Origin of the sequence: Chryseobacterium antibioticum (genome assembly GCF_012927325.1) — a bacterium.
Classification (GTDB): domain Bacteria; phylum Bacteroidota; class Bacteroidia; order Flavobacteriales; family Weeksellaceae; genus Chryseobacterium; species Chryseobacterium antibioticum.
The window spans coordinates 104,679-126,566 of record NZ_JABBGI010000001.1; the positions used below are offsets into that span (position 1 = coordinate 104,679).

The window sequence follows — 21,888 nt, forward strand, 5'->3', positions numbered from 1 at the left end:
ACAAGAAACATGCCATTCGGAAATAAACGATAAACAAATAATTATTTATCACAACGAAAAACAACAATTTAATTAATTATTCGATAAAATACAATCAAAATAAAGTGCATTTAATATGAAATTCACAATAAAACATCTTCTGCAATATTTTTTTTACAAATTTCAAATTGCGAACATATCAGGAACAAAAAAAGACCGCTTAAAAGCGGTCTTTGTATATTTAAAAAGTACTATTTATACTTTTTCTACTTGCATATAGCTAAGCTCCATTGGAGTTTTTCTACCGAAGATCAATACAGAAACTTCGATTTTCTTTTTGTCTTCAAGAATCTTTTCAACAGTTCCATTGAATCCATTGAAAGGACCGTCAATAACTTTAACGTTTTCACCTACAATGTATGGAATCTCAACATCGGTTGCGAATTCAGACAACTCGTCCATTCTTCCCAACATTCTGTTTACTTCAGACTTTCTCATGGGAACAGGATCTCCTCCTTTCGTTAAACTCAGGAAAGATATCACTCCCGGGATGTTTTTAATCGCGTGAGGAATTTCACCCATCAGATCAGCTTCGATCATCAGGTATCCAGGATAGTAAGGCTTCTCTTTAGGAACTTTTTTACCGTTTCTTATCTGAATAACCTTTTCCATAGGAATAACCACTTGAGTAACGTATTGCTCAAACCCTAAACGTTTGATTTCTGTCTCAATATAGTTTTTCACTTTATTTTCCTGTCCGCTGATTGCTTTCAGCACATACCATTTCAATTCGCTCATTATGGGAAAATACTTTTTTAGTTGAACACGTTAATTAGCATTCCAATTATGTTGCTGATTGCTTTTGAAAACAACTCATCAACTCCAAAGGTAAACAATGCCAAAATCACTGTAGCTATAGTTACTACAATAGTGGAAGACTGAAGATCAGACCACTTTGGCCATTCAACTTTATGTCTGAATTCGTTATAAGAACCTTTTAAAAAATCAACAAATGAACTCATAATTAATATTTGCACGGGCACAAGGATTCGAACCCTGATCAACGGTTTTGGAGACCGGTATCCTACCATTGGACGATGCCCGTAGATAAAAAGCTTCCGAGAGTTTCCTTCCGGAAGCTTTATTTATTTTAAGATGATTAGTCTAAGATTTCAGTTACCTGACCTGAACCAACTGTTCTACCTCCTTCTCTGATCGCAAATCTAAGACCTACGTTAAGAGCGATTGGCTGTAACAATTCTACAGTGATCTCTAAGTTATCACCAGGCATTACCATTTCTACACCTTCTGGTAAGAAGATCTCACCTGTAACGTCAGTAGTTCTTACGTAGAACTGAGGACGGTACTTGTTGTGGAATGGAGTGTGACGTCCACCTTCTTCTTTAGAAAGGATATAAACAGATGCTTTGAATTTTTTGTGTGGCTTAACAGAATCTTTCTTAGCGATTACCATACCTCTCTTGATGTCAGTTTTTTCAATACCTCTCAACAATAGACCTACGTTATCTCCAGCTTCACCTCTGTCAAGGATTTTTCTGAACATCTCAACTCCTGTAATAGTAGAAGTTAATTTTTCTTCACCCATACCGATGATGTCAACAGGATCACCTGTATTGATAATACCAGCTTCGATTCTACCAGTTGCAACAGTACCTCTACCTGTAATAGAGAATACGTCTTCGATTGGCATCAAGAATGGCTTATCAGTATCTCTTGGTGGTTGCTCGATCCAAGTATCAACAGCATCCATCAATTCTTCAACGCTCTTGAACCACTTATCGTCAGTCTTAGCACCTCCTTCAGCTGTAGCAGCAGTAAGAGCACCTAATGCAGAACCTTGAATTACTGGAGAGTTATCTCCGTCGAAATCGTAAGTAGATAGTAAGTCTCTAAGCTCCATTTCAACAAGCTCTAATAACTCAGCATCATCTACCATGTCAACTTTGTTCATGAAAACAACAATTCTAGGTACGTTTACCTGACGGCAAAGTAGGATATGTTCTCTAGTCTGAGGCATAGGACCGTCAGTTGCAGCACATACTACGATAGCTCCGTCCATTTGAGCAGCACCAGTTACCATGTTCTTTACATAATCCGCGTGACCTGGACAGTCAACGTGAGCATAGTGTCTTTTTTCAGTTTCGTATTCGATGTGAGCTGTATTGATAGTAATACCTCTTTCTTTTTCTTCTGGAGCAGAGTCAATTGCAGAGAAGTCTTTTTTCTCAGCAAGACCTTTGCTAGCTAATACAGCAGAAATAGCAGCTGTAAGAGTAGTTTTACCATGGTCAACGTGACCAATAGTACCAATGTTCAAGTGTGGTTTGTTACGATTAAACGTTTCCTTTGCCATGATGTGAAATTATTTATTTATTGTTTATTCAAATTTTCAGTGTGCAAATATAATGATTTTTTAAATATCAAAACCTTTTTTCTTTAAAAAAATTCAACATCTTGATCCAAACAATTGCAAACCCCAATACTTCTAAGTATTGAGGTGCAAATTTACACAAATTTATTAATTGAAAGAAACCTTATAAGTGTTTTATTCAAAATATAGTCAAGGTAATCTGTTATAATAATTGTATCGTTTTAATAATGAACAAGATAAAAATTCACTCTAGTAAAAAAAAACTAATCAAAATCCATCTTCTCATTAATCTCGTATATCATTATGAACCATTAAAAATAATATGATGAGAACACTATTACATTTCTTTCTGGTACTGATTACCATGACCACTTTTTTTTCGTGCGATAATTCTGATGATGCAATGATGACCCCGGATACCAATGTTACCGGTCCCGATCTTATGGCTTACGGCCTGACAGGAATGAACGAACTCGTTTCTTTTAATGCCAATAACCCTAAAACATTTGCTGCTAAAACAGCAGTGACAGGAATTCCGGCAGGTGAAAAATTAATGAGTATCGACTTCAGACCTGCTACAGGAGAATTATATGCTTTGTCGAATGCAAGCAAATTATATATTATCAATACATCTTCTGCATCTGCCAGGATCGTGAGCTCTACAGCTTTTACTCCAGCGATTTCCGGAAGTATCGCTTCTATTGATTTTAATCCGACGGTTGACAGAATCCGCCTGGTCAGCAATTCAGGGCAAAATTTACGTCTTCATCCTGAAACAGGAGCTGTAGCGGCTACCGACACCAATACTTCAGGTACAGGCATTACCGGAGTGGCTTATACCAACAGTAAAGCAGGAGCTTCGTCTACTGTTTTATATGATATTGATCCTGTTGCCGGAAAATTATTTAAGCAAGATCCTCCGAATAACGGGACTTTGGTAGAAGTGGGAAATCTTGGAGCAACCTTCTCCGGACAGGCTGCTTTTGATATTAAATATGATAACAGTACAGCATTAGTTGCTTTAAGTGACAAACTTCACATTTTGGATCTGAATAGCGGTAAAACTACTTTTATAGGAACACTTCAACAGGCTATAATTGACATCGCAATTCCTACTGAAGCTGTAGCTTATGCTATTGACAGTTCAAATAACCTTCAGATATTTAATCCGAACAACCCGATGCCCGTTTCTAAAACAGTGACAGGATTACAGACCGGAGAAAATATTTTGGGAATAGACTTCCGTCCGTTAAATGGACAATTGTATGCTTTGGGCAGTTCTAGCAGAATGTATACCATCAATTTAGGAACAGGTGCGGCTACGGCAGTAGGAAGCTCACCTTTCGCTACTTTACTTACAGGAACTGATTTTGGATTTGATTTTAATCCGATGGTTGACAAAATAAGGGTAGTGAGCAACTCCGGACAAAATCTTCGTCTGGATCCTGTAACCGGAGGGATCACTGCCGCAGATACCACAATCACTCCGGTTACGGCTATGATCATTGCAGCGGCTTATACTAATAATTTTACCGGAACTACGGCCACTACTCTATTCGTCATTGATCATAATACGGATAAACTCTATCAGCAAACTCCACCCAACAACGGAACTTTAGTGGAAACGGGTTCTTTGGGAATCAATATGACGAATGCTAATGGTTTTGATATCGGAAGCGCAAGTCAAAAGGCTTATTTAATGGCTACGGTAGGGACCTCAACAAAACTTTATACTGTAAATACGACATCGGGAGCCGCAACAGCAGTTTCTGACTATCCTAATGCTGTAAAAGCTTTTGCAATAGGCTTAGGATTTTAAAAGGCTTATAAAAATTATTTCGATACGAAGAAGCGCGGAAAACTATGTTTTCCGCGCTTCGCTTAATATAAATAGATAGAAGAAATATTAAATCTGCTGGGACTTCTTCGTCCTGTTGAAGATCCAGAATATAATCGGGAAGATCAACAAGGTTAATACAGTTGCCGTAATTAACCCTCCGATAATCACAATGGCCAAAGGTTTCTGGGATTCTGAACCAATCCCGGTGGACAGGGCTGCAGGCATTAACCCTATTGAAGCCATGAGCGCGGTCATAATAACAGGACGTGTTCTGGATTTCACTCCATTGAGTATGGCAGTATCTAAACTCAATCCGTCCTTAACATTCTGATGAAACTCCGTGATCAGGATCACTCCGTTCTGAATACAGATCCCGAGCAAAGCGATCATTCCGACTCCGGCAGATATTCCAAAGTTCATTCTGGTGATATGCAGGGCAATTATTCCCCCAATCAATGCAAATGGCACATTAGCCAGTACCAGCAATGAGTCTTTCATGTTTCCAAAAAGGATGAACAATAAGAAGAAGATCCCCAAAATACTGATCGGAACCACCTGCGCCAATCGGTGTGAAGCTCTCTGCTGGTTTTCAAACTGCCCCGTCCAACCGATGGAATACCCATCCGGAAGATCAACATTGGCTACCTTTTTCTGCGCATCGGCAATAGTGCTTCCTAAATCCCGGTCGCGGATCGAGAATTTCACCCCGATATATCTTTTAATATCATCTCTGTAAATAAATGCGGCTCCGTTATCTTTTACAATGGTACTGATCTCTTTTAGCGGGATCTTTGCACCATCCTGTGTAGGAACCATTAGTGAAGCAATATCATTTTCATCTTTTCTGTATTCCTGGGAATAGCGGAGACGGATCGGAAATTTTCTTTCGCCATCAAACATTTCTGAAGCTGTTTTTCCTCCAAAAGCCATTTCCAGTACGGATTGTGCATCATTCGGCATTACTCCGTACGCAGCCATTTTATCTCTGTCCAGCACAACACTTACTTCCGGCTGTCCGATATTTTTAATGATTCCGGGATCTTTTACCCCGTCTACATCTTTGATCTGTTTTAAAACTTCATCAGCTAATTTGTCTAAGGTTTCCAGATTGTCACCATAGATCTTGATCCCGTTCTCTGCTTTGAAACCGGCTACGGCTTCTGCCACATTATCGGAAATCGGTTGGGAATAATTAAAGGTAATTCCTTGGTAACTTCTGAGTTTTTTATCAATTTCTTCAATAAGTTCTTCATAACTGATCTTGCGTTTCCATTCATCTTTAGGTTTAAGGTTGACGGCAAACTGTACAAATCCAAATCCGTTCGGGTCTGTTCCGTCATTACTTCGTCCCGTTTGAGCAAGAACATCGGTCACTTCAGGAAAGCTCATAATGTCTTTCTTTAAAAGGTCGGCCGTTTTTAAGGATTCCTTTAATGATGAACTCATTGGCATTTCTGCTGTGATCCAAAGCGAACCTTCATTCAGCTGCGGAAGGAATTCTGTTCCTAAGAATTTCCCGGAGAACAATGCTACCACCATGAAGGATACCGCAACGATTAAACTCATTTTTTTATGTTTAAAAGTATAGTTGAATCCTTTCAGTACCATTCTGTCCCAGAAATTCACAAACGGGTTGTTTTTTTCTTTTACGTTCTTGTTTAATAAAATGTGGGAAAGAACCGGAACTAAGGTCAATGTGAATATCAATGCTCCTATTAAGGCAAAGCCTAAGGTAAATGCTAACGGTGAGAACATCTTCCCTTCTACTTTCTGGAAAGAAAAAATAGGTATCAGTGAGGTGATGATAATTAGTTTTGAAAAGAAGATGGCCTTTCCTAAGCCTGTTCCCGTCTGTTTGATCCAGCCTCCTTTTGAGAGTTTATTAAATTTTTCTGTTCCGTATTTAAGGGCTTTGTGGTCGAGCATCACAAAGAGCCCTTCCACCATGACGACGGCTCCGTCAATAATGATCCCGAAATCTACGGCTCCCAATGAAAGAAGGTTGGCACTCATTCCTGCCAGTTTTAAGCATAAAAATGCAAACAAAAGTGACAGGGGAATAATAATGGAAACGATAAAAGTCGTTCTCCAGTCCGCCATAAAGATTAAAACGATCACTGTAACCAGGATGATTCCCTCGATCAGGTTGTGCATCACCGTGTGTGTTGTAAAATCCATTAAGTTGTCACGGTCATAAAACGTTACCATTTTGACATCTTTCGGAAGGACCTTTTCATTAAGTTCTTTGATTTTGGCTTTTACTCCGACGAGAACTTCACGCGGGTTCTCTCCTTTTCTCATCACCACGATTCCTTCAACCGTATCTTCATGTTTGTTAAGACCTGCCTGTCCTACTCTCGGCATAGAACTTTCATGGACATCTGCTACATATCGTACCAGCACCGGGTTTCCACTGTCATTCTGAATGGTGATATTTCCGATGTCTGCCACAGATTTTACCAGACCTATTCCTCTTACGACATAAGCCTGCCCGTTTTTCTCGATCACATCACCTCCTACATTTAAATTACTTTTGGTAACGGCATCGTACACCTGAAGCGGGGTCAGGTTATATTTATCCAAAGCTCTCGGATCGATACTTAATTCGAAAACTTTATCCTGGCCTCCGAAAACATTGATGTCTGCTACACCAGGAACTCCTCTCAGCGCACGGTCGATCACCCAGTTTTGTAAGGTTAAGAGTTCTCTGGAATCTTTTGTTTTACTTTCCAGGGTATATCTGAAAATTTCCCCGGTAGGCCCGTAGGGTGGCTGAACTTCCGGATCCACCTCATCAGGAAGGCTTACGGTTCTTAATTGGTTATTGACCTGATTTCTGGCGAAAGTATCATCCACCCCGTCGTCGAAAAGAATTTTAACGATAGAAAGACCGAACATCGTGGTACTTCTGACACTTGTTTTCTTTTGGACCGGGCTCATGGCCAATTCGATGGGCGTAGTGACAAAACGTTCCACTTCTTCTGCACTTCGTCCATTCCATTGGGTTATAATGACGATCTGGGTATTGGTAACATCAGGGAAGGCTTCAATGGGCATATTCTTGAAGCTTATAAAACCCGCAATGGCCAAAATAGCGACCCAGATAAAGGTAAATGCTTTGTTTTTTAACGAGAAAGCAATTATATTTTTAATGAATTTATTCATGATAGATTAAATTGATGACCTAAAAAAGCCGTTGAAAAATTTTGATTCTTCCAGTTTTTTGAATATGTTTTTGAACTATTAAGGAAATTGAAGAGGTGAAGAATAGTTAAGCAGTTCGCAAACGAATTGGAGTAAACAGAACTCTTAAGAATATCTTCAGATGTCTTTCTTAATTCACCCTAACTTCTTAGTTGAACATGATCAATAATTCTTAATGTTTCAAATTACATTCAAAATAAAAATTTAACTGTTCAGGGAGCGGTAGATCAGCAGCTGATTGTTGGTGATCACCTCTTCTCCTTCAGACAGACCTCCGGCTATGTAGGTGATGTCTCCTACCTGTTTTAATATCTTTATTTCTTTAACTTTTATATCGGTTCTGGATTTGAAAACCACGACAAAACTTCTGTTGTCATCAAAAATCACCGCTTTTGACGGGATGGTAAGTGCTGCAATGTTTTCAGAACTTGAAACTTTAATCGTTGCTTTACTTTCCGGAATCAAAAGACCGTTGGCATTATCCAGCACGACTCTTGCCTGCATGGAATTGGTTTCCGGATCGATGATCTTGAATATTTTATCTATCCTTCCGTCAAAAATTTTATCCGGATAAGACAGCGTTGACACCTGTGCTTTCATTCCCAGGCTTATTTTTTCAATATCAGATTCATTGACGTTCATGATGGCCCAAACGTTTGTTGTATTGGCAACATCAAAAATATTTTCGCTTCTGTCGCTTCTCAGCTGCATGTCTTTATTAATATTTTTCTGAACGATGTATCCGCTGATGGGGGCCACAACACTGTAGATATTTCCTTTTTTTACATTATACACCGTACTTACAGCTGTGGCTCTCTGCATCTGGTCCTGAGCTTTCTGCAGTACGCTTTTGGCTTCAAGCACTTCTCTTTCTGTATTCAGCTTGCCTTCGTACATTTCTTTGGCGACACGCAGGTTATTCTGGGCCACCACCATATCGGTCTTTGCATCGCTTACATCTTTTTGCACTTCAGCCAGCTCGGTGCTCCTGATGGTAGCCAGCACCTGTCCTTTTCTCACGTAATCTCCAAGCTCTACATTTACGCTTAAAACATTTCCACCTACTAAAGGATATACATCGATATAGCTGTTTTTATCAGCAGATATTTTACCATAAAAACTATACTGATCTTCTATATTTTTTTTCTCCGCTTTGGCTAAAGAGATCGAGCTCAGCATGGTGTTGCTCAGTTCAAAACCTTTTTTGGCCTGTGGGGCTTTTTCTTCTTCTTTTTTTGCACATGATAACAAAGAAAGGGCTATCAGTACAGGGATTATATATTTTTTCATTGCTTAATAGAAGATTTTCGTTTGTATGAGTTGATTAAGTTGTTCTACAGACTGCATGATTTCATTCTTCATATCATAAATCTGGAGCGCAGTTTGTCTGTAGCTGTCCATGAAATCTGTAAATTCTATGAGGTTGACGTTTCCTTTTCTGAAATTTTTCAGCATTCCGTCATACACCAGTTCCATATTACTAAGGTCTGTGGTTTTAATTTCTGCCAGCTGATCGTATTGGCTTTTCCAGGTTTTATAAGCCGACTGAACTTTAGTTTCAAGATTCAGTTTCTGATAATCTGCATTTTTCCGGTTTTGCTGGATGGCATAACTGGCCTTTTCCACATTTCCCTGATTGGATTTCCATAATGGCAGTGGAATTCCAACCATAAGATTAACTTCATTTTTAAAGGTTCCTCCGTTCTGATCCCATCCGGCTCCTACATTCAGATCCGGTACATTGAGCGATTTCTGCCACTGTGCATACAGTTTACTGTTGTCAATTAATTTTAGAAAATACTGATAGTCAGCATTATTTTCCAGTGCTTTTTTCTTTAATTCATCTTCGTCTCCGAAGGGCTGTGCGATCAGGATTTCTTTTGCTTCAGCATCAGAAAGCTGTGGTTCTATATCGTCTGAAATTCCTGTAAGTACTTTTAAATTCTGCTCAAATTCAAGAATATTCTTATTGATACCAAGTTTGTCATTGTTAAGCTGGATCACTAAACTCTGCAGTCTTACTTCGTCTTTAAGGGAAACATTACCTTTTGCAGATTGAGCACGGTAAGCACTGAGGAGATCATTCATATATCCAAGCTGCTTGTTGGTATTGTCGAGTTTTAGTTTTTCGTAATACAGGTTGAAGTAGCCAGCATGGAGCTGGGTTCTCAGATCTACCAGAAGCTGTGAAAACTGAAGCTGGGTCAGTTCCTTGTTTGATTTCGCGAAAGCAATTTCATTTTTCTTTTTTCCGCCCATATAGATGAGCTGAGTGATCTCTGCTCCTTTAGCACGTCCTATATCAAAGACTTTTTTACCTTCGGGATTATAGGCATTGATCTGCCCACTCAGTTGGGGAAGTTCCCAAATCTTAGCCTGCAGAATATCTGCATCAGCCATATTGATGTTGTATTGTTCTGCGAGAAGCTGAAGATTGTTTTTCTGAAAAGCCTCTTCACAGTCCAAAAGTGACATCTGCTGCTGCCCTGCCATGAATGAGGAAACGGCAATAAACAGCCCTGCAATTTTGTTCATTCTATCTTTTTTTATGGTACAAAATTGCCCTTATGCGATTAAAATGGCCTTAAAGGAGCCTTAAAAAAAAATTAAATTTGATTTAGAACTACGATAAATACTACATTTATTGAAATATTTATTTAAAATGAATGGAGAAAACTGTCGTAAGAATAGACCGGGAATTTCTAAATGGGAAAAACTTTAATACGGAGCAATCCGTTTGGCTTACGGTTGTAAGACAAAGTAAAATTCTGATGCAACGATAAAATTAAAGCTGTTTATTAAATGTAACGGCAAATTTATTGGTGTTTTCGGCCGGAGAAGTATATTTGATTTCTGCACCGTGGTATTCCAGAATCCTTTTGACAATCCGAAGACCAAGACCCGAACCGGAAATATTCTGAGAATTATTCCCTCTCATAAAGGCTTCAAATAGTTTTGTCTGTTCTTCTTCAGGAATGGTATTTCCATGGGAAATCACATCAACATTGAGCTGATCATTGGTTTCGGTGATTAAAACATCTACTTCTGCATCATCCGAATATACAGCTGCATTTTTAAAGAGATTGATAAATACAATCACCAATAAAGAATGGATGCCACGTGTGGTCAGCAGTCCATTTTCCGAGGTGTCTTCAGAGATCAGAAAATCCAGTTTCAGAGAAGTGTAACTTTTTTCTACCGCTTCGAAAGCTTCAAATATCACTTCATCAATCCTTACTTCTTCATAAATACTCTGGATATTTTCTTTGTCGAATTTTGTAAGCAGCAAAAGAGAATTGGTAAGATCAGACAGCTGATAAACATCCCGCTGGATCTGTTTTAAAGAGGAAAGGGTTTCGGGAGAATGCTCTTCAAATTTGATCAGATTTTCAAGCTGAAATGCCATCCTTGTAATCGGAGTCCTGATCTCATGAGAGGCGCTCGCTGTAAAATCTTTCTGCGACTGAAAAACATCATCCAGCCTTGCAATCATCGTATTAAAGGATTTTGCCAAAACATTGATCTCATCATTAGACTCCTGAACAGGAATCTGTTTTGTAAGTTTATGGGCGGTGACTTCAGAAATTTCGGTATTAAGATCTTCCAGGGGACGCAGAAACTGTCCCATAAAATAGTAGCTGAAAAAACCGATCAAAAGGGTACTCATCACATAAGCTGTGATCAGAAGGTATTTAAGGTATTCAAGTTTTGATTTTCCGTTGGTATCAAAAGCACTGGTAAGGATATAATAATTTTCGCCATCGATATTCCGAAGCGCCGCGTAGATCTCAGGAACTGTTTTCTCTGTGTATATGATCTTCTTTTCATCCAGTTCTTTGAGAAGAGCGCTGTCCCAGGTTACATTCCTGTCCTTGATTGTACTATAAATCAACTCTTTATCACTATTGAAAATTAAGATCGTTTCATTGAGAAGGATGTTGTCTGAGTTTTCGTTAAAAAAGATAGGAGCTTCTACTTCAAAATCTTTAGACTTTGAAATGAAGTGGGAAGTAAATTCGAGACGCTGCCTGAATCTTTCTTTAAATTCATCTCTCCTAAAATCATTAAAAGACATATAGATAATGGCCATCACCATTGCAAAAAGCAGGGAGAAAGCGATGCTGATCGTTAAAGCTATCTTTCTTTTTAAAGACATCTACAATGTACTTAGGTAGTATCCGAAACCGGAACGGGTATGAATAAGTTTTAGTTTAAAATCTTTATCAATCTTCTTTCTCAAAAAATTGATGTAGACTTCTACAGTATTGGTATTCGTATTGAAGTTATGTTCCCATACGTGCTCAGTGATCTGCTGTTTGGAAACCGTTCTTCCCTGTGCCTCGGCAAGATAAACCAACAACTGGAATTCTTTCAGAGTAAGGGCTATTTCATTGCCGGCTCTATAGACTTTCTGTTCTGTTTTATTGATGATCAGGTCATCTACTCTGATGATATCCTGATCAGAGGCATCGGAAGGCGATTTTCTTCTCAACAGTGAATTCATTCTCAGTAGAAGTTCTTCAAACTGAAAAGGTTTTACCAGATAGTCATCAGCAAGTCTCGTGAATGCGTCTTTTTTATCGGAAATATCTCCGTAGGCTGAAATGATGATAATGGGGGTGTTTTTATCGAAAGAACGGATGGTCTGACAGACATCAAGTCCATTGATCTTGGGAACATTGATATCCAGCAGATACAGGTCATACGTATTGTTCTTAATCTGACGGAGAAAGGTTTCACCATCATAGATTTTATCGCACGTAAAGCTGTTTGATTCCAAAAACCGGCAAAGTTCTGCTGACAGAATAAGGTCATCTTCCAATAAAAGAATATTCATCAAAAATTTATTTGATACGAATTTAACGAAAAATTATGAGTATTCACGTTAATTGGTGTTGCTATATCCAATCGTTTTCTTCCGGAAGTATTAAATTAAAAGATAAGATTTAACGCTGATTCAGTTCAATGGGGTTATTCTTCTTTTTCCTGTCTTCCAAAGCTTTCTTTTCGATTCCCCTGATGATCTCGTTCGGATCTCTATCCTTAAGAACAATCTTTCCGCTGTATACATCGGCTTTAAAACCTCTCGCAGGATCGTCCATTTCAATTTTTTTTAATTTTAAATATTCCTTCTTTGAAATTCCTTGTTGCTTTTCTATAAAGAGAGAACTTTTTAAACCTGATACATTAAAATCTGTTTTGTATAGCTTTATTAATGAGAACCTGTGATGATTCCGGGTATCAGAAATTTCAAATATCATCCCAGGCAGACCGCTAAACTTATAGGGGCCGTCATTGATTGGTATTTTGGAACAGTACCAGGCTTCCCAGATTCTTCCCCTAAAACGGGTTTTTGCCTTATAAAGTGTATACCCGAAAGAGACTTTTGTTTCGTTAATTAATTCCCAGTTTAATTTGACATCATCCGGAAATGTATACATAACGGGATAGGAATACTGAGTTTCGGTAAGTTCCCCGGAACCAAGGTTTTTATTGATCTTCCAGAAAATTTTCCCATTGGTAAAATCGGTCTTCTTGTCCTGCAGATAGAGTGAATCTGTTTTCAATCTTTCATAGCTGGCAAATGTAGACTGCTTATTGTTTATCCACAAAAACATAGGCTCTTTTTCTGAATTCTCAGATAAACTGTCCGGCTTGTAGGTGTAGTCATATACAAACATTAGGTTTTGAGAATGAGCCAGAATACTCAGAAAAAAAACAGCCACAAAAGAAATCAGTTTCGGAAGAAAGTTTTTCATAATATATAAAATAAGCTCCCTGACCGGGAGCCTGATTTTTTAATTAACAGTATTGAGCATAAAAACCCTTACCACATGTTGTTCCGCAAGACTCTCCACATTGAGGAGGATTTACGAACTCTTTGCAGCATCTGATAAATCTTGTTCCGTCTTCACCTCCCATACATTCTCCACCGCGGCATGTCATACCGCCTCCGTTACCAATAATTTCTTTCAAATCTGTTCTTGAAATCTTCTTTAAGTTTTTCATTGTTATACTTTGGTTTAAAGTTTAGATAACAAATATATGTTTCATTTTAAATATCACACATGAGGGAAATCAGTTTTCAGTATTATTAATTATACTGCTCATAATGGTGATCAGTCGGATATTAAAATTGGCGGAGACTATGAAGAAAGAATCAGTTATATTGCTTATATTAATTTGAGTCTGGGAATTTTGGGCAAAAAAAATCCCGAAGGAAATTCGGGAAATTTGAGAGCCAACTACGGGACTTGAACCCGTGACCTCTTCCTTACCAAGGAAGCACTCTACCGCTGAGCTAAGTCGGCACTAACTAAAAAAAATCACACTAATCAGCGTGATTTTCTTTGAGCGGAAGACGAGGGTCGAACTCGCGACATTCAGCTTGGAAGGCTGACGCTCTACCAACTGAGCTACTTCCGCAATTTTGTTTCCAAAACTATTGGTAAACGCTTTGCAAATCTAGGAAAATCCTTTTAAATCTGCAAGATTTTTTTTTAATATAAATTGTGGGAAGAGCAGGATTCGAACCTGCGAAGCCGAAGCAACTGAGTTACAGTCAGTCCCATTTAGCCACTCTGGAATCTTCCCAAAATATTATATTAAAATTGAGCCTCCAGAGGGACTCGAACCCACGACCTGCTGATTACAAATCAGCTGCTCTAGCCAACTGAGCTATGGAGGCAATTTTAATGTTACGACTGAAAGCTTTTGAGAAAATTCTACTCTGAGCTTTTCAGTTGTTTAAAAAAAATCACGCCTAAACTGGTGTGAAATTGAGCGAAAGACGAGGGTCGAACTCGCGACATTCAGCTTGGAAGGCTGACGCTCTACCAACTGAGCTACTTTCGCAATTTTGTTTCCAAAACTATTGGTTTAACGGTTTGCAAATCTAAGAAACTTTCTTTAAACCTGCAAGACTTTTTTTTCTAAATATAAACTGTGGGAAGAGCAGGATTCGAACCTGCGAAGCCGAAGCAACTGAGTTACAGTCAGTCCCATTTAGCCACTCTGGAATCTTCCCTAATGTTTATATTAAATGAGCCTCCAGAGGGACTCGAACCCACGACCTGCTGATTACAAATCAGCTGCTCTAGCCAACTGAGCTATGGAGGCATAATAAAAAGAATTCAAAAGAACGCTGTTCCCTTTTTGCGATTGCAAAGATAGAACGGTTTTTTTGAATTCTCAAACTTTTTTATGACTTTTTTTATCTTTTTTTTCTACGCCATCTCTTTTTTCTTGATTAGTAGCTTTTTAGCAGTATCAACGCAAAGGTCTAAACTTTCTTCAAAAGTTTCAGATGTCTTTTTTACTACGATATCGTCTCCCGGAACGGCTAAAATAAGTTCAGCAGTTTTGTTACTTCTGTCCGAGGTATTTTCAACTTTTAGGAAGACCTTACACTCATGAATTTTATCATAGAAGGTTTCCAACTTGCTTACTTTTTTGTCAATGTGTGATTCTAATGGTTCGTGTGGTGTTAAACCAATTGATTGAACTGTGATCTTCATAATTCTTCTTTTTTAGATGCTCTAGGGTGAGCCTGATTAAACACTTTTTTCAATTGTTCAATATTGGCATTCGTATAGACTTGAGTACTGGCAAGACTGGAATGCCCTAATATTTTTTTTACTTTGGAGATTTCCGCCCCATTATCCAAAACATGCGTAGCAAAGCTATGCCGAAGGATGTGAGGACTTCTTTTTTCTTTTGTTGTTACAAGACTAAGGTACTTATTAACTACCACATAAACAAATTTTTCCGAGAGTTTTTTACCCTTTTTATTGACAAAAAAATATAATTGATGTTCGTTCTCAGGTTGCCTTATTTCAAGATAACTTCTAAGCAGATCCGACAAGTCCTGGGAGACCGGAATAAAGCGTTCTTTATTTCCTTTTCCTATTACCTTTAGCTCGTTTCCGTCTAAATTAACATACTCAAACATCAGGCCACAAAGCTCAGCTTTACGGATCCCTGTCTGATATAATACTTCAATAATGCATTTTTCCAGGATATCATGTTTCTCTGACAGGACATCATCGCTCAGCGTCTGCATTTCTTCCTGAGAGATAGGAATCTGTTTTTCAGCATAAAACTTGAGAGAAGGGATACTTTCGGTGGGGGAGACTTTGATCTCCCCTATTTTTAAAAGAAATAAATAAAAACTTCGGAGTGAAGACAATTTTCTATTGATGCTTCTTTTTGAAATATTATTTTCACTTAATTCAACGATAAAATTTCTGATTACTTTTTTATCTGCCCTGGAAATATCTTCAGAAGCTTCTGTTTTGAGATAGAAATGAGAAAAATCCTCAAGATCTTTTTTGTAGCTTGTAACGGTATGAGGCGAATACCTCTTTTCAAACTGTAAATATTCTAAATATTTATTCAACATCACATAAGGTATAAAAACAAAAATTCACTTCTCAAATATACGAATATTTAAGAAGTGAATTTAGTATGTGGTTAAGAAAAATCTTAAGCCTGCTCTTCCTTGCTAAGCCCTCTTTGTTTGTAAGCGGCTTTCAGTCTAGATTGTCTTAAAGTTACAGAAGGCTTAATAAACGCTTGTCTAGATCTCAATTGACGAACTGTACCCGTTTTATCAAATTTTCTTTTATATTTTTTTAATGCTCTGTCGATGGATTCCCCATCTTTTACTGGAATTATTAACATATTTTACATCTCATTTTGGGTTGCAAAACTAGACATTTTTTATTAAACCGCAAAATTTAACTCTGATTTAATTAAAAAAAAGCAAATAACTTATCCACAAAAACACATCCGAATGTGGATAAGTATGCATTGCCATATAATCTAAACCTTATTTTATATCTAAAAATCAATCCCTTAGGTATTATTTCCTTTGAGAAAACATTGGCAAACATGCCTATGTCAGCATAATTACAAAAAGTAGCCTACATTATGAACGGTATATAAACAAAAAACTTTATCTTTGCATTCACTTTATTCATGGGGTTGACTGGTTTCGACAGCAAGATCAATGGGTAAGTAAGCATGCAGAGAACCGTAGCGCGATCTCTTAAATCCCTTGCTACACAACTTTAACTGGCAACGAAGAGTTCGCTCTTGCAGCTTAATCCGAATAAAGTAAGATTCAAGCGCTTTCCCGAAGATAGTAAGGAAGCAAGATATCTCACAAATGCTCCGTTCTACGGCGTTTGATCCTGAGATATAGGAATGTAGAAATAAGGTTTCAGATGCTTTGGCTGAAACTCGAAAACCTCAGAAGATAAGCTGGATGTTGGGTGTCTGCCCTCTGCCTTCAGTCGAAAATCAATGGTAGAATAAGCATGTAGAAATCTTATGTGTTGCTTGTTTGGACGAGGGTTCGAATCCCTCCAACTCCACAAAAAAGAGAGCCTGTAAAAGACAGACTCTCTTTTTTATTATTAATCGTTATTGAATTAATACTCTATTTCAACGCACTAATTATCGTTGCCGTCATCTTAGATATCACCCACCATATTTTGAAACCCTGCAGTACAGAACTGTCGCGTTCCTCCAAATTCCAGGATCATCGTTTCAATAAGTTCTTTTTCCCGCCTTTCAACAGTTTTCTTTAGATTTTTAAGAATTTCAATACGTTCTTCCACACTTGTTTTCGAGAATGTTTTAAAAGCTTCTTTTGCTGCTGCAATTGCATTCCTGGTATCATTTTCATCTTCCAAAATCACTTCTCCAATGTTTTCACGGTTCGTTGGATTGATCAAATCGAATATTTCAGTTCCCTGTATTGTTGCAAATTCGCCATTGATGTAAGATTTGTCTATACGTCTTATATTCCTTATTTTAATTGAACGGGACAAAGTTCTTACAATTTCCAAGGATACACTCTACTACATGGCGCAATTCAACTTTGCTAAAAAGATCACAATCTACCTGTAAGTTCATCTATAATTGAGTTGATAAAAAGTAAAAAAGACCGATCATTATTAAATTCAACAGAAATAAACCGGTTACAAGATGTGACTATTTGATTCAATTCCTGACTTGAAATAGTCTTGATTTACCTTTTACTGTAAACGATTTTTGCATCATCTATAACCGAAATACCCATTCATTTTACTTATGATCTGCATAGTAAACATAAATAGCTGAAAACTAAAACACTAAAACTTCTTACTATAAAATAAGTATAGTCTACCCACAAAAAAGACTAAAAAAATGTTTTATCGTGAAGAATTTTATATATTTGCACCATCTAACAATTAAAAAAATAATTTACTATGTCAGACATTGCATCAAGAGTAAAAGCTATCATCGCTGATAAGCTTGACGTTGAAGAAACAGAAGTAACTCCTGAAGCTAGCTTCACTAACGATTTAGGAGCTGATTCATTGGACACCGTTGAGTTAATCATGGAATTTGAAAAAGAATTCAATATTCAAATCCCTGATGATCAGGCTGAAAAAATTACTACTGTAGGGCACGCTATCGCTTACATCGAAGAAGTAGTAAATAAATAATATTCTTCAACAAAAAAGAAAATTTTAAAAGTTTATGGAATTAAAAAGAGTAGTTGTAACCGGTTTTGGCGCAATAACACCAATTGGAAATAATGCAAAAGAATACTGGGAAAATCTTCTTAAAGGTGAGAGCGGTGCTGCTCCGATTACTCTTTTTGATGCCAAAAACTTTAAAACTAAATTCGCTTGCGAAGTAAAAGATTTCGATCCATTGCAACATTTCGATAAGAAAGAAGCAAAGAAAATGGACCGGAATACTCAACTTGGGCTTGTAGCCGCAAGAGAAGCGGTAGCACACTCCAGAATTATGGAAGACAATGTTGATAAAAACAGAGTCGGGGTAATTTGGGGATCCGGAATCGGAGGTTTAGAAACTTTCGAAACAGAGGTTTTAGGATGGGCGAATACGGAAATTCCAAGATTCAACCCATTCTTTATTCCTAAAATGATTGCGGATATCACTCCTGGACACATTTCCATTGAGTATGGTTTTCACGGGCCGAATTATACTACGGTATCTGCCTGTGCATCATCTGCCAATGCACTGATTGACTCCAAGATGATTATCCAGTTAGGAAAAGCTGACGTGATTGTATGCGGTGGCTCTGAAGCAGCCGTTACAGCAAGTGGTGTCGGTGGATTTAATGCGATGATGGCACTTTCTACAAGAAATGATGATCCTACCACAGCTTCAAGACCGTTTGACAAAGACAGAGACGGTTTTGTATTGGGCGAAGGTGCAGGATCTATTATCCTTGAAGAATATGAGCACGCGGTAAAACGTGGCGCTACCATTTATGCAGAATTATTAGGTGGCGGTATGAGTGCAGATGCACATCATATGACAGCCCCTCATCCTGAAGGCTTAGGCGCTTATCTGGTAATGAAAAACTGTCTGGAAGACGCAGGCTTAACTGCTGATGAAGTAGACCATATCAACATGCATGGTACCTCTACTCCATTAGGAGATATTGCAGAATCCAACGCAATTTCGAGATTATTGGGCGAGCACGCTTTTGATATTCAGATTAATTCTACAAAATCAATGACTGGCCACCTTTTGGGTGCTGCTGGTGTTATTGAGGCTATTGCTGCATTAGGAACTATTATTCATGGTATCGTTCCGCCTACCATCAACCATTTTACTGATGATGAAAATATTGACAAAAGATTGAATTTCACATTCAATACAGCTGTTAAGAAAGATGTAAAAGTAGCCATGAGCAATACTTTTGGATTTGGCGGGCACAATGCTTGCGTTCTATTTAAGAAAATCTAAATTCAATGAATGGAGTTACAGAAATACTTTTCTAAATTCCTTCTCAGACAAAGAAAAAGAAAATTAACGGAGAGAGACTACTTCCTTAGTACCGAGCTAAAAAAAATGCTGGGTTCAGAGGTTCAGAATGTTGCTCTTTACCGGGAAGCTTTTTCTTTAAAAAGTTCTTCTAAAAATCAAGACAGCAATTACGAACGACTTGAATTTTTGGGGGATTCTGTTTTGGGTACAATTATTTCCTGTCATCTGTTCCAGACCTATCCTCAGGCCAACGAAGGATATCTGACCCAGATGAAATCTAAAATTGTTAATAGGAAGAATCTTAATAAATTAGGTGAAGACCTGAAGCTTATCGATCTTTTGCAGAAGCAGGGATCCGCAGCGTTGGGCGAAAATATTTCCGGAAATTTATTTGAAGCACTCATCGGTGCAGTCTATCTCGACTTCCATTATGAAGCCTGTAAAAGGATCATTCTGGAAAGATTGCTGACACCTAACGAAATTAATAAGCTTGAAAATAAAATTGTAAGCTACAAAGGCCTTCTGCTCGAATGGAGCCAGAAGAAAAAAGTAAATATAAAGTACGAAACCTGCGAAGAAATTCAGGCCAATAAATCCATTGTATTCAGATGCCACGTCTGGTTGGGAGAAGAAAAAATTGCCAACGCGACGGAAACTTCCAAAAAGAAGGCAGAAGAAAAAGCAGCGCAGAGAGCATTTTATATTTTAAATAAAAAAGAAAACATACTTGGAAATCCAAAAACTTTATGATCTAGACGATATAGAATTTGAAGATATTGCCATAGGATTGGTAAGATTAGCAAAAGATGTACCTGCTCATGAGTTTTTCTACAAAATAAATCAAATCAACGGCCTTACCTTTTCCAGAAAGAAAGATGTGATTATTCACGGGGCGTATTATGATTATTATTTTCCGAGATTTGAAGCTTATCACAAGTTTACAAAGACGTGTTTTACATTCATTTCAAACCAGTCTTCGGAAAGTAAGCAAAAAAAACTGCAGACTGAGCTCTTTACAGAAGAAGAAAACATTAAATTTTTATTAAATAATCAGGTAGATGTAGAATATATTCTGCATACTTCGGAACAAATTCCTGATTTTTCCGTAATTTTGCTCCCGGAAAATCTTGTGTTTCCGATACAAGATTACACATTAGGTTCTGAAGAGGAACTTTATCAAATTATCCAGTATTATGAATAAGTATTTAAAGAAGACAAAAATTATTGCAACACTAGGGCCAGCTTCGTCATCGAAGGAGGTAATGTTAGGACTGATGAAAGCAGGTGTTGATATTTTCAGAATAAATTTTTCACATGCAGACTACGACTTAGTTCGAAATAATATTGAAATTATCAGAGAGCTTAATAAGGAATATGGCTATTCTATAGGAATCTTAGGAGACCTGCAGGGCCCAAAACTTAGAGTAGGCGTTGTAAAAGAAGGTTCTTACCTGAACCCGGGAGACATCCTGACCTTTACCAATGAGAAAATAGAAGGTGATTCCACGAAGGTGTATATGACTTACCAGCAGTTTCCTCAGGACGTAAAAGTAGGGGAAAAAATCCTTATTGATGACGGAAAACTGATGTTGGAGGTTATTGAAACCAACGAAATAGATACAGTAAAAGCAAAAACCATCCAGGGTGGACCATTAAGCTCTAAAAAAGGAGTTAATTTACCTAATACGAACGTTTCTCTTCCAGCTTTAACAGAGAAGGATATTCAGGATGCTAATTTCATGCTTGACATGGAGGTTGACTGGATTGCATTGTCATTCGTTCGTCATGCCCAGGATATTATCGATTTAAAAAAGTTGATCAATGCACATCCGAACGGTAAATTCAAAACACCAATCATTGCTAAGATTGAAAAGCCGGAAGGCGTTAAAAATATTGACGAAATTTTATTGGAATGTGACGGATTGATGGTTGCCCGTGGTGACCTTGGTGTGGAAGTTCCGATGGAAGAAGTTCCCGCTATCCAGAAAACTCTGGTAGAGAAGGCAAGATTCTATTCGAAGCCGGTTATTATTGCTACGCAGATGATGGAAACAATGATCAACAGTCTTACGCCTACCAGAGCGGAAGTAAATGACGTTGCCAACTCTGTATTGGACGGTGCGGATGCAGTAATGCTTTCAGGAGAAACGTCTGTAGGAAGATATCCGATTCAGGTCGTTGAAAACATGACGAAAATTGTAAAGAATATCGAAACCACTCATTTTTACCAACATAAAAATGAGCCTATGGAAAAAGATTACAACTGCATCGATGAAAGATTCATTACCAACAGAGTATGTCTTGCAGCGGTTAGAATTGCTAAAACAACGAATGTTTCTGCTATCGTTACCTTAACACACTCAGGATATACCGCATTCCAGCTTGCCGCTCACCGACCGAATTCACAGATCATTGTATACAGTGGAAACAGAAGAGTAATCACAATGTTGAACCTTCTTTGGGGAGTTCATGCGTATTACTATGACATGAAAAAGTCCACGGATGAGACAATCATTCAGGTGAATATGCTGACTCATAACCACGGTTATATCGAAAGCGGAGACTTTGTAATCAATATCAACGCTACTCCATCTTATGAAGGCGGTAAAACAAATACGTTGAGACTGACGACAGTATAAGCAATAAGCAATAAGTAAAATTACTTTTTGGCTACCAT

General features: G+C 37.9%; 20 protein-coding genes, 8 tRNA genes and 1 other RNA gene. 7 read left to right on the plus strand and 22 right to left on the minus strand.

The genetic code is table 11. The annotated features are described in order from the left end of the window. Positions 1-234: 234 nt before the first annotated feature. From nusG to tuf, 4 genes are all read right to left on the minus strand, one after another. Positions 235-777 carry a transcription termination/antitermination protein NusG gene (gene nusG / locus HHL23_RS00530; RefSeq protein ID WP_073329689.1) on the minus strand — a complete coding sequence of 181 codons (543 nt, stop codon included), beginning with the start codon at positions 775-777 and terminating at the stop codon, positions 235-237. A 17-nt stretch (positions 778-794) separates the two neighbouring features. After that, on the minus strand, positions 795-1,001 hold the full coding sequence (secE, locus tag HHL23_RS00535) for a preprotein translocase subunit SecE (protein ID WP_034723808.1): 207 nt from the start codon (positions 999-1,001) through the stop codon (positions 795-797). 12 nt (positions 1,002-1,013) lie between these two features. Further along, a tRNA-Trp gene (locus HHL23_RS00540) sits at positions 1,014-1,084 on the minus strand. A 54-nt stretch (positions 1,085-1,138) separates the two neighbouring features. After that, positions 1,139-2,353 carry an elongation factor Tu gene (gene tuf, locus HHL23_RS00545; protein WP_169232905.1) on the minus strand — a complete coding sequence of 405 codons (1,215 nt, stop codon included), beginning with the start codon at positions 2,351-2,353 and terminating at the stop codon, positions 1,139-1,141. Between the two features lie 343 nt (positions 2,354-2,696). Between tuf and HHL23_RS00550 the strand changes: the two genes are divergently transcribed. Continuing rightward, positions 2,697-4,190 carry a DUF4394 domain-containing protein gene (locus HHL23_RS00550; RefSeq protein ID WP_228464527.1) on the plus strand — a complete coding sequence of 498 codons (1,494 nt, stop codon included), beginning with the start codon at positions 2,697-2,699 and terminating at the stop codon, positions 4,188-4,190. Positions 4,191-4,277: 87 nt separating this feature from the next. Here the strand turns inward: HHL23_RS00550 and HHL23_RS00555 are convergent, their stop codons facing one another. The 17 genes from HHL23_RS00555 to rpsU form a co-directional block, all read right to left on the minus strand. After that, positions 4,278-7,376, minus strand: coding sequence for an efflux RND transporter permease subunit (locus HHL23_RS00555; RefSeq protein WP_169232907.1), 3,099 nt, complete (start codon positions 7,374-7,376; stop codon positions 4,278-4,280). 243 nt (positions 7,377-7,619) lie between these two features. Then, on the minus strand, positions 7,620-8,705 hold the full coding sequence (locus HHL23_RS00560; RefSeq protein WP_169232908.1) for an efflux RND transporter periplasmic adaptor subunit: 1,086 nt from the start codon (positions 8,703-8,705) through the stop codon (positions 7,620-7,622). Positions 8,706-8,708: 3 nt separating this feature from the next. After that, on the minus strand, positions 8,709-9,950 hold the full coding sequence (locus HHL23_RS00565; RefSeq protein WP_185194841.1) for a TolC family protein: 1,242 nt from the start codon (positions 9,948-9,950) through the stop codon (positions 8,709-8,711). Between the two features lie 250 nt (positions 9,951-10,200). Next, the gene (locus HHL23_RS00570; RefSeq protein ID WP_169232909.1) at positions 10,201-11,571 is read right to left on the minus strand and encodes an ATP-binding protein; all 1,371 of its coding nucleotides are present in this window, start codon (positions 11,569-11,571) and stop codon (positions 10,201-10,203) included. Beyond that, complete coding sequence (locus tag HHL23_RS00575; RefSeq protein ID WP_169232910.1) at positions 11,572-12,252, minus strand: response regulator transcription factor; 681 nt, start codon at positions 12,250-12,252, stop codon at positions 11,572-11,574. It lies immediately after the preceding gene. A gap of 109 nt (positions 12,253-12,361) precedes the next feature. Continuing rightward, entirely contained in the window at positions 12,362-13,174 is an 813-nt protein-coding gene (locus tag HHL23_RS00580) for a GLPGLI family protein (protein ID WP_169232911.1), read from the minus strand. A gap of 43 nt (positions 13,175-13,217) precedes the next feature. Then, complete coding sequence (locus HHL23_RS00585) at positions 13,218-13,424, minus strand: bacteriocin-like protein (RefSeq protein WP_169232912.1); 207 nt, start codon at positions 13,422-13,424, stop codon at positions 13,218-13,220. Between the two features lie 230 nt (positions 13,425-13,654). Next, a tRNA-Thr gene (locus HHL23_RS00590) sits at positions 13,655-13,726 on the minus strand. A 42-nt stretch (positions 13,727-13,768) separates the two neighbouring features. Continuing rightward, positions 13,769-13,841, minus strand: a tRNA-Gly gene (locus HHL23_RS00595). Positions 13,842-13,928: 87 nt separating this feature from the next. Beyond that, positions 13,929-14,009, minus strand: a tRNA-Tyr gene (locus HHL23_RS00600). Positions 14,010-14,029: 20 nt separating this feature from the next. Next, positions 14,030-14,103 (minus strand) — tRNA-Thr (locus HHL23_RS00605). Between the two features lie 94 nt (positions 14,104-14,197). Continuing rightward, positions 14,198-14,270: transfer RNA gene (locus tag HHL23_RS00610), tRNA-Gly, on the minus strand. 91 nt (positions 14,271-14,361) lie between these two features. Continuing rightward, a tRNA-Tyr gene (locus HHL23_RS00615) sits at positions 14,362-14,442 on the minus strand. A gap of 18 nt (positions 14,443-14,460) precedes the next feature. Continuing rightward, positions 14,461-14,534: transfer RNA gene (locus tag HHL23_RS00620), tRNA-Thr, on the minus strand. A 107-nt stretch (positions 14,535-14,641) separates the two neighbouring features. Next, positions 14,642-14,932, minus strand: a complete 291-nt coding sequence (locus tag HHL23_RS00625) for an HPF/RaiA family ribosome-associated protein (protein WP_073329672.1) — start codon at positions 14,930-14,932, stop codon at positions 14,642-14,644. Next, complete coding sequence (locus tag HHL23_RS00630) at positions 14,929-15,816, minus strand: tyrosine-type recombinase/integrase (protein WP_169232913.1); 888 nt, start codon at positions 15,814-15,816, stop codon at positions 14,929-14,931. Before HHL23_RS00630 ends, HHL23_RS00625 begins: the two co-directional genes overlap by 4 nt. 83 nt (positions 15,817-15,899) lie before the next feature. Next, positions 15,900-16,097 carry a 30S ribosomal protein S21 gene (gene rpsU, locus HHL23_RS00635; RefSeq protein ID WP_034723363.1) on the minus strand — a complete coding sequence of 66 codons (198 nt, stop codon included), beginning with the start codon at positions 16,095-16,097 and terminating at the stop codon, positions 15,900-15,902. Between the two features lie 299 nt (positions 16,098-16,396). On the opposite strand from rpsU, the gene ssrA reads away from it, so the two are divergent. Then, positions 16,397-16,795: a transfer-messenger RNA gene (gene ssrA / locus HHL23_RS00640) on the plus strand. Positions 16,796-16,891: 96 nt separating this feature from the next. Here the strand turns inward: ssrA and HHL23_RS00645 are convergent. Beyond that, positions 16,892-17,251: an aldehyde dehydrogenase family protein gene (locus HHL23_RS00645; protein ID WP_194306265.1), complete on the minus strand. Its 360-nt coding sequence runs from the start codon at positions 17,249-17,251 to the stop codon at positions 16,892-16,894. A 420-nt stretch (positions 17,252-17,671) separates the two neighbouring features. On the opposite strand from HHL23_RS00645, the gene HHL23_RS00650 reads away from it, so the two are divergent. The 5 genes from HHL23_RS00650 to pyk are packed head-to-tail and all read left to right on the plus strand — an operon-like array spanning position 17,672 to position 21,850. Beyond that, entirely contained in the window at positions 17,672-17,911 is a 240-nt protein-coding gene (locus tag HHL23_RS00650; RefSeq protein ID WP_002976354.1) for an acyl carrier protein, read from the plus strand. 34 nt (positions 17,912-17,945) lie between these two features. Continuing rightward, on the plus strand, positions 17,946-19,190 hold the full coding sequence (fabF, locus tag HHL23_RS00655) for a beta-ketoacyl-ACP synthase II (RefSeq protein ID WP_073329594.1): 1,245 nt from the start codon (positions 17,946-17,948) through the stop codon (positions 19,188-19,190). A 9-nt stretch (positions 19,191-19,199) separates the two neighbouring features. Continuing rightward, positions 19,200-19,961 (plus strand): ribonuclease III, encoded by a 762-nt coding sequence (rnc, locus tag HHL23_RS00660; protein WP_169232914.1) that lies wholly within the window; start codon positions 19,200-19,202, stop codon positions 19,959-19,961. Next, positions 19,939-20,412: an IPExxxVDY family protein gene (locus tag HHL23_RS00665; protein WP_169232915.1), complete on the plus strand. Its 474-nt coding sequence runs from the start codon at positions 19,939-19,941 to the stop codon at positions 20,410-20,412. The genes rnc and HHL23_RS00665 overlap by 23 nt, the downstream gene beginning before the upstream one ends. Further along, positions 20,405-21,850, plus strand: a complete 1,446-nt coding sequence (gene pyk / locus HHL23_RS00670; protein WP_169232916.1) for a pyruvate kinase — start codon at positions 20,405-20,407, stop codon at positions 21,848-21,850. Before HHL23_RS00665 ends, pyk begins: the two co-directional genes overlap by 8 nt. Positions 21,851-21,888: the final 38 nt, after the last annotated feature.

What these genes read in the sequence shown, in the direction of transcription:
- nusG (WP_073329689.1), bottom strand. Translation starts at nt 777, where the DNA reads ATGAGCGAATTGAAATGGTATGTGCTGAAAGCAATCAGCGGACAGGAA.
- secE (WP_034723808.1), bottom strand. Translation starts at nt 1,001, where the DNA reads ATGAGTTCATTTGTTGATTTTTTAAAAGGTTCTTATAACGAATTCAGA.
- tuf (WP_169232905.1), bottom strand. Translation starts at nt 2,353, where the DNA reads ATGGCAAAGGAAACGTTTAATCGTAACAAACCACACTTGAACATTGGT.
- HHL23_RS00550 (WP_228464527.1), top strand. Translation starts at nt 2,697, where the DNA reads ATGAGAACACTATTACATTTCTTTCTGGTACTGATTACCATGACCACT.
- HHL23_RS00555 (WP_169232907.1), bottom strand. Translation starts at nt 7,376, where the DNA reads ATGAATAAATTCATTAAAAATATAATTGCTTTCTCGTTAAAAAACAAA.
- HHL23_RS00560 (WP_169232908.1), bottom strand. Translation starts at nt 8,705, where the DNA reads ATGAAAAAATATATAATCCCTGTACTGATAGCCCTTTCTTTGTTATCA.
- HHL23_RS00565 (WP_185194841.1), bottom strand. Translation starts at nt 9,950, where the DNA reads ATGAACAAAATTGCAGGGCTGTTTATTGCCGTTTCCTCATTCATGGCA.
- HHL23_RS00570 (WP_169232909.1), bottom strand. Translation starts at nt 11,571, where the DNA reads ATGTCTTTAAAAAGAAAGATAGCTTTAACGATCAGCATCGCTTTCTCC.
- HHL23_RS00575 (WP_169232910.1), bottom strand. Translation starts at nt 12,252, where the DNA reads ATGAATATTCTTTTATTGGAAGATGACCTTATTCTGTCAGCAGAACTT.
- HHL23_RS00580 (WP_169232911.1), bottom strand. Translation starts at nt 13,174, where the DNA reads ATGAAAAACTTTCTTCCGAAACTGATTTCTTTTGTGGCTGTTTTTTTT.
- HHL23_RS00585 (WP_169232912.1), bottom strand. Translation starts at nt 13,424, where the DNA reads ATGAAAAACTTAAAGAAGATTTCAAGAACAGATTTGAAAGAAATTATT.
- HHL23_RS00625 (WP_073329672.1), bottom strand. Translation starts at nt 14,932, where the DNA reads ATGAAGATCACAGTTCAATCAATTGGTTTAACACCACACGAACCATTA.
- HHL23_RS00630 (WP_169232913.1), bottom strand. Translation starts at nt 15,816, where the DNA reads ATGTTGAATAAATATTTAGAATATTTACAGTTTGAAAAGAGGTATTCG.
- rpsU (WP_034723363.1), bottom strand. Translation starts at nt 16,097, where the DNA reads ATGTTAATAATTCCAGTAAAAGATGGGGAATCCATCGACAGAGCATTA.
- HHL23_RS00650 (WP_002976354.1), top strand. Translation starts at nt 17,672, where the DNA reads ATGTCAGACATTGCATCAAGAGTAAAAGCTATCATCGCTGATAAGCTT.
- fabF (WP_073329594.1), top strand. Translation starts at nt 17,946, where the DNA reads ATGGAATTAAAAAGAGTAGTTGTAACCGGTTTTGGCGCAATAACACCA.
- rnc (WP_169232914.1), top strand. Translation starts at nt 19,200, where the DNA reads ATGGAGTTACAGAAATACTTTTCTAAATTCCTTCTCAGACAAAGAAAA.
- pyk (WP_169232916.1), top strand. Translation starts at nt 20,405, where the DNA reads ATGAATAAGTATTTAAAGAAGACAAAAATTATTGCAACACTAGGGCCA.